This is a genomic window from Olivibacter ginsenosidimutans (assembly GCF_039542865.1).
In the GTDB taxonomy this organism is placed as follows: domain Bacteria; phylum Bacteroidota; class Bacteroidia; order Sphingobacteriales; family Sphingobacteriaceae; genus Olivibacter; species Olivibacter ginsenosidimutans.
The window spans coordinates 229,473-242,033 of sequence record NZ_BAABIQ010000042.1 but is presented as its reverse complement, the minus strand read 5'-3'; the positions used below and the strand labels follow the sequence as shown (position 1 = coordinate 242,033).

Sequence of the window (12,561 nt, the reverse complement as noted above, 5' to 3'; positions counted from 1 at the left end):
GCTCAACATATCCTCTATAAACCACAAGAATCTAAAAAATCTTTATCCGCAGAACTATAAACAAATTATTGACAAATCAAATATGTAGTTCATAGAGCGGATACGCAGATATTGGCATACCTCATGGTTATTCAACCATAGCTCATCGTAGCTATTTTCCTCCTGTCTTTTAAGGTAATCGGCAATGGCATTGATACGGTTGTTCAACTGTTTCCATGCCTCTTCTTCAATTGTTATAATTTTCATTGCACAACTCTTTAATGTCACTTATGCAAAATTGAGTAGTTTGGCAGGGTTTGTCTGCCAAGCCTTACCAATTGGTTTGGCTGTTTTTTTAGAAATTTTCACAATTAGGAAAAACCCTCGTTTTATAGAGTTTTCAAGGCATTAGAGGGGTTTTAGAAAGGAGTTTTGCTAACATTTGCCAATTGGCACATATGGGTAAAAGAAAAAGCAGTACGTTTTGGTACTGCTTTTAACTTTTTTGAATGTAAGCTGTATAAAATGGCTAAAGATCTTTATCCATGTATTCTTCGAGAGAAATTTTGAGATGATCTAAAAATGCTGTCCGGGAACCTGCTCTTGTTTTCATACGGTGAAACGCATGATGAAGATCACCCAACGAAACACTAAAAACTATCTGCGCTATCATGCTTAGTTTTCTTATCCCCACTTTTCCATGTGACACAGCTCCTGAAGCATACATCGCATATATGAGTTCTACAAGGGCATTTTTACTACTCGTCCAAAAAATGTCTTTAGTGGCTTCTTCATCCTTAAAGTTACTGTCCTCGATTGAATCTATTTTAAGATGCAAATAATTTTGGAGCAGATCGTTGGCTATGATGCGTGCAACTTTATAATCATAATAAGTGGAAAAGTGATGGTCGATTTCAAAAACAAAGCTGTTCAACCCATCATAGAGATTAATATTGCCCAATCTGAAAAAGGTTTGGTCTCGGTCATTTCTTCCCGACCGATAGTATCGGTAGAATTCGGAATTAAAAATATTCTCTTCAAATTCCTGCTTGAGTTCTTTTATTTGGTTGGAAAAATAGTTTCTGTATATTTTCTCGCTACCAAGAGGGCAGGCACATTCAATACGATAAACCTTGTTATAATAAATCAGTTTACCGAGAACACCAGGTTTGACGTTCCTGAAAAAATTGATTTCTTCCCATTCACTATCAAAACCTTCTTTGACGACAGATGCTTTTAATGCGATAAGGACTTCTTGCAAATAGCTAATCATTTTGAGTGCCTCGTCCAAAGATCCAGATGCCTCATTCACAATTTTGATTTCATATTGACTTACATCGTCTATGATTTTATGTAAAGAGTATTTCATGGCAATATAGTTTTTGTTAGAATACTAATTGCAATTGAAGAATTGCTCTATACAAAGATTGGGATTATCAATCGCTCTTTTTCCCAAGTTACACCCAAGTTGGGTAAGATTTTTTTTCTTATACGGGTTTACTTTTCTCTATATAATACTGAATGTTATTTGTTTTATATCAAATTTAAAAAGCAAAAAATCTGCTTAGCACAAAAGATGTTATTCATATTTTGTAAATTTGCGTTGAGTTACAAGGAGAAAACCACTGAAAGTGAGTGCAATGAGCACCATTACTAAATCGTTACCTATAACAAACCTCCTTAACGTAATCTACTCTGTATTAACTCGCTTAGAGTTTTCTAATGTTTTTCTGAAAAAAGTTCCATCCTTTTTGCGCAATGAAGTGCCTTTATATAAGAGAAAGGTAATAATCATGAGCGACCCACTGGAGATAGCACGCCTGATTACAGGTTATATTCAGCAAACCTTAACAGCAGATGAATTGGATAAACTGGAAAAGCTTTGCCAATCTGACGCGCGTATACGTCGTTTAGTGAAAAAATATAGCGATGCTAATCGTGTGCAGGAAGCGTTACAACAAATGCAGTCTCCTAATGTTGAGGAGGCTTGGCAACGCTTTCTAGCACGAAAACATCGAAGGGGCAGTCCGTCTCGTCAACGATCGTGGTTAGCGATGACGAGTATAATTGCTGTTTTGGTTATAGGTTCAATAGTTTTTTGGAACCACTGGAATCGCCAGTCGGCTGCTCTACAAAAAAGAATAGTAGCTGCAAATGATATTTCTCCTGGTAGTAATCATGCTCGACTACTATTATCTACAGGGAAAACGGTCGAATTAGATAGCCGACAGCAACAATTCCATGAAGTTAATGGTACGGTTGTTCAGAATAAGGCTGGAGAACTGGTATATTCCCATCAGCCTCAAGTTGCTCAAAACGTATACCATACGCTTATCGTTCCTAGAGGCGGGACATACAGTTTATCGCTGTCTGATGGAACAAGGGTATGGCTAAATGCTTCCTCTTCTCTACATTTTCCGGTAAACTTTAATTCGAAGGAACGTGTCGTTCAACTAACAGGTGAAGCCTATTTCGAAGTTAGTAGGGACGAAAGCCGGCCATTTAAAGTATTGGTAAACGATCGATCAATAGCGGTTTTGGGAACAAGTTTCAATATTAATGCCTATCGCGAAACGGATATTACGACACTGATCAGCGGTGCTGTAGAAGTGAACAATGGTATAGATAAGCGAATATTGAAGCCAGGACAGCAAGCGCTAATGCAAGATCGTCAAATCATCGTTGATAAAGCCGATGTTGAGAAGACGATAGCTTGGAAAGATGGGTATTTCCTTTTTAATGATGATCGGGTAACAGACGTTCTAGAACAAGTTGCCCGTTGGTATGACGTTGATCTACACTACCAAGGGAGGTTGCCAACATTGCATGTCGGCGGCAGTATTAAGCGGGATGAACAACTCCGTGATGCTTTGGATATGTTACAAGATGTTAGCGGGCTTCATTTCGAAATTCAAGGAAAGAAAATTATTGTTCACGATTAATTCAAACAGATGAGAAAGACATTACCTAACATAAACAGATAAGCAACAAAATAGCCGGAAGTGCGCCAACACTTCCGACAAATTAAGGCCTTCTGAAGCATTTTAGCAAATCACAATCGTCCAACCCTAACAAAACGAAAATATGAATTACAAAAACAAGAACAAAGGCCTGAGGCAGGTTATTTCTTTCCGTTGTCATGCAAGGGGCATGTTCAGGAAATGGAATCGCCTTCAGTGGCTACCACGCATTAATTTTTTGCGTATGAAATTAACACTACTTTTGGTTGCTGCCTTTTCAATAGGTGTGCATGCCGCTGGGAAGGCCCAGCAAGTAAGCCTTTCTGTTCAAAACGCTTCTATTAAAGAAACCTTGATGGTATTGGGAAAGCAGATACCCTATCGTTTCTTGTATAATGAAGAGCAATTAAAGAAGGCTGGAAAAGTAACCATAGCTGTTTCGAACAAACCTCTTTTAGAGGTATTGGATCAAGTATTAACGCAAAAGCAGCTTGGCTATAAATTGCATAACCACACCATCACCATTCTGGCCAATACTAAGGATCAGGATAGTAACCCCAAAATACCCCAAGAAGTGGAGGTCGGTGGAACGGTAAGGGATTCGGTGGATGTATTGCCAGGTGTTTCGGTTTTTGTAAAAGGAGCGCCGGGAAAGGGAGCTACAACAAATAGTAATGGCCAATACCGACTGAGAATACCTGCCGATGCCATTCTTGTTTTCCGCTCCATTGGATATGCTGATCAAGAAGTTCCGGTTAATGGGCAATCGGTAATCGATATCACCCTCCATGCGATAGCATCACGTTTGGATGAAGTCGTTGTAGTGGGATATGGTACCCAAAAGAAAGGTGATTTAACAGGTTCCATTTCATCCTTAAGCGCAGATGATTTAACCAAAGGCGGAGCAGTTAACAACGTGGCGCAAGCGATTCAGGGAAGGGCTTCCGGTGTAGTTGTTACGCAGAACTCAAAAGCTCCGGGTGGAAGTATGTCTATTCGGATCAGGGGATCGAATTCGATTAGTAGCAGTAATGAACCCTTATATGTAATCGATGGTTTCCCCAGTAATAATGGCGTTAATATTAATCCAGATGATGTTGAGTCGATGGAAATCTTGAAAGATGCTTCTGCAACGGCTATTTATGGATCTCGGGGCGCTAATGGTGTTGTGATGATTACCACCAAACGAGGGAAAGCAGGAGAAGGTAGCCTATTATACAGTGGCTATGTGGGTTCCCAAAAAGCGATAAACCCCTATCACCTGCTCGATGGGAAAGCCTATATGAATTTGGCAAATGACCTATACAAAGAAATCAGTGGGCAAGAAGGGATAGAAAATGGGGCATATACCCAGTCGCAATTAAATTCGGACGTCAATACGGACTGGGTGAAGGAAGCGACGCAAACAGCCTTGGTACAAAACCATAATTTGCAATTTAGAGGGGGTAGTGAAAAGACAAAAGTACTCGCCAGTGCAGGATATTTTGATCAAGATGGTATCTTAAAGACAACGGATTTTAAACGGATTTCTGGTCGTATTAACCTAGACCAGACGATCAATGATTATATTAAAGCAGGGGTTACCGTATTTGGTCAGCGTGAAAACTCGAATTATCAGGTTTATGATGGAAATATTCTTAACTCAAACGTACTATATGGTGTGCTCACTTATGATCCAACGGTACCTTTATATGATGCTGAAGGAAATTTTGGTCGGCCACCTGGAGGAATTGGTGATAATCCGGTAGCAAATCTCCTGGCTCGGCAAAATGATGTGCAGAAAGATAAGATTAATGGTAACATGTACCTCGAGATAAAACCGATGGAAGGGCTTACGGCGCGTTTCAATGCGGGTACAGAGTTGCTGCATGATCAATTAGGAACTTACCTGTCCAAAAATTCGTACCAGGGAAGTATCGATAATGGGGTTGCCTCACGATCAGATTATAACCTTACCCATAACCTGTTGGATATGTATGTCACCTATAATAAAGATATCGACAAGCACCATTTCGATGTAATGGGTGGTTATTCTTACGAAAAATTCATTAATGATAACAAAGGTATCGATGTTTATGGTTTTTCAACCGACTTATATGGCTATAACAATTTAGGGGCTGCGGCTACTATTAGTGGCGTGAACTCCTACAAATCGGAGAATATGCTGATATCCTTTTTCGGTCGGATAAACTATAGTTTTGACAATAAATACCTCTTCACGGCTACAGTGAGGCGTGACGGTTCATCAAGGTTCGGTGCCGATCATAAATGGGGAACTTTTCCTTCTGGCTCCTTTGCTTGGAAAGTAATCAACGAGCCTTTTATGCAGCATCAGCAGTGGTTAACAGACCTGAAGTTGCGCTTGGGGTACGGAAGAACGGGAAATGAACGTATTGGTAATTACGCTTCTTATGGGTTGATGAGTAATGCGAATTATACCTACGATGGAAGTACCAATTCGAGTGGCACCTATTTGAATAGTAGTTCTCCTGCCAATTCGACCTTAAAATGGGAAAGTACCGATCAGTACAATGCGGGTGTTGATTTAGCCTTCCTGAACGATCGGGTCGCCGTAACTATGGACGCTTATTATAAAAAAACCAATGATCTCTTGGTTAAGCTGAATCTTCCCTATTATACAGGATATAGCTCCGGGCAGAGTAATGTCGGTTCTGTTTCCAACAAAGGTTTTGAATTTGCGGTTAGTACGAAAAACCTAACCGGTGCATTCACCTGGGATACGAAACTCAATTTTGCCGTGAACCATAATAAGGTGCTGTCGTTGGGTGGTGAAAGTGATATCTTTCTTACCTCTGCAAAACCGATGGGTACCGTATCAGAAGAAGCTTATGCTGTTATCCGAGAAGGAGAACCCTTGGGTTCACTTTTTGGCTATCAGTACATTGGCGTAATCCAGCAGGGAGAAACCTATGCGGCGCAACCCAATTCCAAAGCTGGCGATCTAAGTTTGCGGATGTTAATGGCGATGGTATTATTAATTCTGCCGATCGTACCATTATCGGCTCAGCTTACCCGAAACTTACATACGGGATAACTAATACGTTTGCATATAAACATTTCGATTTATCGGTATTTATATACGGTAATTTAGGGAATGACCTATTGAATATGACCCGCATGAATTTAGAGTGGAACCGCTCAGTAGAAGCGCTTAACCGCTGGACACCGGAAAATACCAACACAAACCTCCCTCGTAATGGCTTTTATTATACGGAGTATGGTGGTTATGTAAATGACCACTTTGTGGAAAACGCTTCGTTTTTACGTTTAAAAAACTTAACCCTGGGTTATACACTACCTATCCAATCCAAAATGATGCGATCGCTCCGTATTTATGCTATGGCGGAGAATTTATTGACCATTAGTGGCTATTCAGGATGGGATCCAGAGGTGGATACCAAAGGCTATGAGAATGATGCACTGATCAAATACAGTTCGAATGCGCAAACGGCTAACGGAGGTGCAGGATTGGATTTTAATTCCTATCCGAGTATGCGTGCGTTTACATTTGGTGTTAATGTTAATTTTTAATTGAAGAAAAATGAATTTCCTAAACATGAAACTACGGTTTTTCCATTTCGGAATCTTGTTCCTGATATGCACCGCTTGCACAAAATTGGAACCTAAATTATATAGTGATTTAACAACGGAGAACGCCTATTCCACCGAAAGTGATCTCCAAGCAGCATTGACCGGCACCTATGCTAGCTTGGGCCCTTACCCAGGCGATGCTTACCTTTATTATGCAGGATATTTGGTGATGATTACGGATTACGCAACAGATATGGGCTTTTCTACTGCAGCAGGGAACCCTACACAGTTGAGTAACTTTACTTACGATGAGAATAATCGGTATTTCAAAAGCAATTGGCAAAATATGTATCAAGTGATCGCCAATGCTAATGAATTAATTGAAAATACGGGTGCAGTTGATGGCATGGCAGAAGAGAACAAGAATCTGGTATTAGGACAGGCACATTTTCTTCGAGCGTTGGCCTATCATGATCTTACCGATGGTTGGGGGCCGGTACCGCTGGTTACTACCGTGGGAAATCCAGCAGAAAGTTATAATGTTCCTTTGTCGGCGGTAGAACAGGTAGATTCCCTGATTCATGAAGACTGTTTGTTCGCGGCAAGTGTTCTTCCCGAAACGTGGTCGAGCGAATTGGGCCTGGCTCGAGCAACTAAAGGGGCAGCATTAACCCTACTAGGCAAGAATTATATGCGTGCGCATAAGTACGAGCAAGCGAAAATCTATATCGATCAGGTATTGGCCTTACGCGATAAAGGAGTGTATAAACTAAATCCCGACTTTAAGAACGAATGGTCTGAATCCAATAAAATGGATAAGGGAATGATATTCGGCATTTTACATGAATCATCGCTGAACGGAGGAGAAATCGCAAACCATTTCGGACCAACTGATCATCCTGAGGTAACCGATCGCTGGCAGTACTATGGCGTCTCTTTGCAATTCTGGCGTAAGTTTGATGAGCGTGATCCGAGAAAGAAATTTTTTTATTATAATTATGAGGGGAAAGCCGCTCGAGATGCCTCTACGAAGCATGGTTTCTACTATATGGTTCCTGAACCCGGACAAACGAAAGCACCGAATGATACAACGAAGTTCTTGCAGAATATTGCCACCAAAAAATATTCTTATGAGATGATTAATGCATCGTATTTGGACGGCCGTACTATTCAAGTCTTTCGTATCGCTGACGTGATTTTATGTAAAGCAGAAATTGAAAATGCACTGGTTGGGCCAGCTGCAGGTTTACCTTATATCAATGAGATTAGAGAACGTGCGGGTGCACCATTGCTCGGGTCAGGGGCTGATTTTCCGGCTCCAGCAACACAAGAGGAATTTATTGATGCCCTAGTTGATGAACGCGGTTTTGAGTTAGTATTTGAATATAAGCGTAAGGCCGACCTTGTACGATTAGGTCGATATGAAGCGATATGTAATGCCTATCTGAAAGCTCGTGGTTTAACACCGAAGGTAACAGAAAAATTGCAGTATTTCCCCTATCCTTTAGATGAGGCAAACCTGCATCAGGAAATGGCTGCAGCAAACGCACAACGCTTACCCTAAGGGAACAGCATGAAAATCATTAAAATAGGTTTGACAATTGGTTTAGTAGTGCTCCTTTACGGTGCCTACTATGCCTATAGCCGTTACGTACAGATCGTTGATATCCACTTATCTTCGCCAGATAATTCGGCCATTAAGGAAATGATCCAGGTAACCTTGGATAAACCTGCCCCTCTTTATGTAGAATATTGGTGTGGTGAGGATGGGCAGCATGTGGTAACGCCGGTAAGTAAGGAGGGAAAAAAACATCAGGTTCATCTGTTGTTATTAGAAACGGATACAACGTACCACTACCGCATTATCTTAGATCGTTTGGTTCCTACTAAATCGAAAACATTTTCGTTTAGGACACGTAAACAATCACCTTGGATGGTGCACGATTGGATAAAAGAAGATCATCCACACGATCCAAAGGCCATAGGAAATGAATTGATCATGCTTTGCTATCGTGAATTTCCGGGATACATTGCCATGGTTGACGGAAAGGGGCATATTAAATGGTATTGGCAGGATGAGCAATTGGGTGTACGCATTGCATCGCTTACACCTCGCTCCACGATATTGGCTTTGTTGGCACCCGTTGGGAAAGATGAATTCTTAAAACCTCAGCCAAACAAGCCTTTTGTAAAAAGTGGAATGGGTTATGGTTTACGGACCGGAAAAATAGGATTTATGGGCGGCACCCAACTCGCCGAAATTGATCTAACGGGTCATGTACGTTGGCGTTTGGATGTGGAAAAGCTGGGCTTGATTGTTCACCACGATCTTCAAATGGATAAAGCAGGACATATCGTTGCCGTGGTGCGCGATTTTATTTTACGTGATCAAGGAGCGCATGCACCGAAAGATACGCTTTGGGGAGATGCCGTCGTTACCTTAGATACAACGGGTAAAGTTTTGAAAAAATGGTCGACTTGGGATCATTGGAATCTAAAAGCGGATAAGCGTCTCGATAGCCTCAAACACGATCGTTTTCATATCAATACCATCTCTTTTGATCGAGATAGTAACTATTTAGTGTCATCACCTATCGAGAACCAGGTCTGGAAAATCAATGCACAAACAGGCGAAACGATGTGGCGCTTGGGTAAAGGGGGCGATTTTCAGTTAGATAAGTCGACTTATTTTTATTTTCAACATGCGCCTTATATTAATCAAAAGGGTGATTTGATGCTGTTTGATAATGGCGACTTTTCACCACGCGACTCTACTACAGCAGGGAAAACGTCACGCGCCTTATCGTTTACCATCAATGAACAGGCTAAAACAGCCCTAAAAAAGTTAGACGTACCGCTTCCGAACAAACAATTTACTGCCCGGATGGGTAGTGCCTATTTACTCGAAAATGGGCATGTTGTACAAACGAGCTCCAAAACAGGAAGTGTGCTTATTTCAAGTCCAACTGGAAAAGTGTTGTGGGAATTAAATACGTATTTTATACCTTACCGAGCCATACCGGTGCCAGCAACATTTTGGCAAGGGTATGTATCTAATAGCAATTAAAGATGTGTTCAAAAATTACAACCGGTCTATTTACTTTTATCTTGCTGTCTTTGTCTTCATCACTGTGGGGGCAACACCATTATCCACCACAACAACAGCGATGGAATCCCGATTCATTAGGCAATCAGCGGGCGGTATTGCAGGTGTCTGGAAAAGTGCCTTGGGTGAAGGCTTCTGTCGAATGGCGCAATCGGCATGTAAGCCCCAATCAGGAATTGATTATTGTGGATAGTACGCTAAATAAACCTGTTGAGCAAGTAAAATATGGAAGCCTGTCTCCCGAAAAGGGTGAATTTGCTTTTGAAGCAACTTCGGGAGCCGGTATTTATTATGTATATTATCTACCGTATCACTTGGGAGGCAGGAGTCGGAATTATCCGGACGCCTTATACCGTACGCGTGAACCCATTAACGACTTGAACAAGGTAAAAGGGACTAAAAATGACGCTAAACTGCTGCGGTTCGATGCCGTGGATGATTTTAACCGCAATGATCCCATGGAGGTGATTGCTACGAGCAGTGAAGTGGAACAGTTAAAAAGAAAGTACCGAAAGGATACTTACCTCATTTTTCCAGAGGATCGATCGCTTCCTATTAAAATGGGAGCCTATCTACCCAAACGATGGACAATAGATAATCGGGAAAGCCGTGTATTATCGGGTGAGAGCCGTTCGGGCGCTTTTTATGCTTTTCAGATTGGTTTGTGGCCCATAACAACAGCTTTAAATCAAGTGCAGGTTACCTGCACTGGTCTTAAAAATGAAAAAGGACACTTAATCAGCACAGCAGCTTTTACATGCATCAATACCAATGGAGTCAGCTACACAGGCGATAGCTTGCAGATCGCGGTAACCGTTCCTAAGCAGCAGGTACAAGCGCTTTGGTGTGGTATACAACTACCAAAGGGAATTGAAAAGGGAATCTATGAGGGATGGATTCACATCAAGCCAGCTAATGCTCCCGAAAAGCGGTTCCTATTAAAATTGAAGGTAGACGGTGAAGAAGCTATTGAAGGAGATGTTGATAAACCTTGGTTACAAACCCGTTTACCATGGCTAAATTCCACTTTAGCACAAGAAAATACCGTGATTAAACCGTATACGCCGCTCACTGTTGAAGGAGACACCGCAATTTCGCTGTTAGGACGTAAGGTTATTCTGGCACCTAACGGTTTTCCGAAACAAATACAGACGTATTTTACCGAAGAGATGACCAGCATGTCTAAACAGCCTAATAACCTGCTTTTCGAACCCATACATTTTCATATGCAGCGGTTGGCCGACCAAAAGGACATCGCATTGATATCCAATGGTATTTCATTCACCCAAAAGAAGGAAGGAACCGTAGTGTGGAAAAGTGTGTCTACTTCGGATGTTTTACAGATGGATGTGGAGGGTTCACTGGAATTCGATGGTTTTCTACATTATACGGTGCGTGTCATTGCCTTAAAGGCTATTGATTTATCGGATATAGCCATGCATATCCCCTATCAGCCAGATAAAGCGACTTACCTGATGGGTCTTGGACAAAAAGGCGGATATCGACCGGAGCATATTTCGTGGAAATGGGACGTGGCCCATAAAAATCAGGACGGGGCATGGATTGGAAACGTGAATGCTGGTCTTCAGTTTTCTTTACGTGATGAACAGTATGCTAGACCCTTAAATACGAATTTTTACTTGCAAAAGCCGTTGGTTTTACCACAATCTTGGGGCAACGAAAACAAAGGAGGGATTGACATTGGTAGAAAAGGAGGGTCGATGTTGGTAAACAGTTATAGTGGCAAGCGACATATGCAACAAGGGGATACCTTGTACTATAGTTTTAACCTATTGATCACCCCATTTCATACGCTGGATACAGAGGCACAATGGAGTGAACGGTATTTTCATGCCTATAAGCCGGTGGATACGGTGAAGGCCAGTGGCGCCAACGTGATTAATATTCACCATGGAAATGCCCTTAATCCTTATATTAATTATCCCTTCGTTGCAACGAAGGAGATGAAGGCCTATATTGATGCTGCGCATCGTTTGGGACTTCAAGTAAAAATATATAATACCATAAGAGAGGTTTCCAATAGAATGTATGAATTATACCCTGTACGGAGTCTAGGACAAGAGGTGTTTTCTCCGGGGCAGGGCAAGGGTTATTCTTGGTTGCAAGAGCATTTGGATAGCAATTACATCGCTGCTTGGTATGTGCCAACTTATCAGGACGCTGCTATCATTAATAGCGGCATGAACCGGTGGCATAATTATTATGTGGAAGGGATGAACTGGTTGGTGAAGCATATCGGTATTGACGGTATTTATTTGGATGACGTGGCCTTTGATCGTGTAACAATGAAACGCATTAAACGCGTGATGACACAAGAGGGGCATTCAGGAATTATCGATTTGCACTCGGCTAATCAATTTAATAAAAACGATGGTTTTAATAATAGTGCAACCTTTATATGGAGCACTTTCCTTACATCAACCGGCTCTGGTTCGGTGAATACTTCGATTATGAAAATAATGGTCCGGATTTCTTCCTGACAGAAGTAAGCGGTATCCCTTTTGGCTTGATGGGAGAGATGTTGCAAGATGGTGGAAATCCATGGCGGGGAATGGTTTATGGGATGACCAATAGGCTACCTTATCAAAAAAGCGGTCCACAAGCGCTTTGGAAAGCGTGGGATGATTTTGGGATAAAAGAATCGGAGATGATCGGCTACTGGGTAGCAGGTAATCCGGTAAAGGTTGATCGCAAAGATATATTGGCAACTAGCTATAAAAAGAAGGGGAAATGGATGGTATCCCTCGCAAGCTGGGCCGCCGAGGACCTTTCCGTCCACTTGCAACTGGATTGGAAAAAGCTTGGCATCGACCCGAAACGGGCTACCATCCATGCTCCAGCAATAGATGAGTTTCAGCCGGAACGGCATTTTAAAATAGACGAACCGATACCTGTTCAAAAAAATAAGGGTTGGTTGCTTATTATCGAATAAAAAGAGGGATC

At 41.7% G+C, this 12,561-nt stretch carries 7 protein-coding genes and 1 pseudogene; 6 read left to right on the top strand and 2 right to left on the bottom strand.

Going from position 1 to position 12,561, the window contains the following annotated elements; genetic code table 11:
- Positions 1 to 54: 54 nt before the first annotated feature.
- Together ABD930_RS17625 and ABD930_RS17620 are read right to left on the bottom strand one after the other, a co-directional pair.
- Positions 55 to 246, bottom strand: a complete 192-nt coding sequence (locus ABD930_RS17625) for a hypothetical protein (RefSeq protein WP_345233657.1) — start codon at positions 244 to 246, stop codon at positions 55 to 57.
- Positions 247 to 508: 262 nt separating this feature from the next.
- A complete protein-coding gene (locus ABD930_RS17620; RefSeq protein WP_345233655.1) occupies positions 509 to 1,348 on the bottom strand; it encodes an RteC domain-containing protein in 840 nt (279 codons plus the stop codon).
- Positions 1,349 to 1,772: 424 nt separating this feature from the next.
- Between ABD930_RS17620 and ABD930_RS17615 the strand changes: the two genes are divergently transcribed.
- From ABD930_RS17615 to ABD930_RS17590, 6 genes and pseudogenes are all read left to right on the top strand, one after another.
- Positions 1,773 to 2,921, top strand: coding sequence for a FecR family protein (locus ABD930_RS17615; RefSeq protein ID WP_345233652.1), 1,149 nt, complete (start codon positions 1,773 to 1,775; stop codon positions 2,919 to 2,921).
- A 262-nt stretch (positions 2,922 to 3,183) separates the two neighbouring features.
- Entirely contained in the window at positions 3,184 to 5,994 is a 2,811-nt protein-coding gene (locus ABD930_RS17610; protein ID WP_345233650.1) for a SusC/RagA family TonB-linked outer membrane protein, read from the top strand.
- 83 nt (positions 5,995 to 6,077) lie between these two features.
- Positions 6,078 to 6,491 carry a hypothetical protein gene (locus ABD930_RS17605; protein ID WP_345233648.1) on the top strand — a complete coding sequence of 138 codons (414 nt, stop codon included), beginning with the start codon at positions 6,078 to 6,080 and terminating at the stop codon, positions 6,489 to 6,491.
- Positions 6,492 to 6,516: 25 nt separating this feature from the next.
- A complete protein-coding gene (locus ABD930_RS17600; protein ID WP_345233646.1) occupies positions 6,517 to 8,055 on the top strand; it encodes a RagB/SusD family nutrient uptake outer membrane protein in 1,539 nt (512 codons plus the stop codon).
- Positions 8,056 to 8,064: 9 nt separating this feature from the next.
- Positions 8,065 to 9,558, top strand: coding sequence for an aryl-sulfate sulfotransferase (locus ABD930_RS17595; RefSeq protein WP_345233644.1), 1,494 nt, complete (start codon positions 8,065 to 8,067; stop codon positions 9,556 to 9,558).
- A 2-nt stretch (positions 9,559 to 9,560) separates the two neighbouring features.
- Positions 9,561 to 12,550, top strand: a pseudogene (locus tag ABD930_RS17590) (glycoside hydrolase domain-containing protein).
- Positions 12,551 to 12,561: the final 11 nt, after the last annotated feature.

What these genes read in the sequence shown, in the direction of transcription:
- ABD930_RS17605 (WP_345233648.1), top strand. Translation starts at nt 6,078, where the DNA reads ATGAATTTAGAGTGGAACCGCTCAGTAGAAGCGCTTAACCGCTGGACA.
- ABD930_RS17600 (WP_345233646.1), top strand. Translation starts at nt 6,517, where the DNA reads ATGAAACTACGGTTTTTCCATTTCGGAATCTTGTTCCTGATATGCACC.
- ABD930_RS17620 (WP_345233655.1), bottom strand. Translation starts at nt 1,348, where the DNA reads ATGAAATACTCTTTACATAAAATCATAGACGATGTAAGTCAATATGAA.
- ABD930_RS17610 (WP_345233650.1), top strand. Translation starts at nt 3,184, where the DNA reads ATGAAATTAACACTACTTTTGGTTGCTGCCTTTTCAATAGGTGTGCAT.
- ABD930_RS17615 (WP_345233652.1), top strand. Translation starts at nt 1,773, where the DNA reads ATGAGCGACCCACTGGAGATAGCACGCCTGATTACAGGTTATATTCAG.
- ABD930_RS17595 (WP_345233644.1), top strand. Translation starts at nt 8,065, where the DNA reads ATGAAAATCATTAAAATAGGTTTGACAATTGGTTTAGTAGTGCTCCTT.
- ABD930_RS17625 (WP_345233657.1), bottom strand. Translation starts at nt 246, where the DNA reads ATGAAAATTATAACAATTGAAGAAGAGGCATGGAAACAGTTGAACAAC.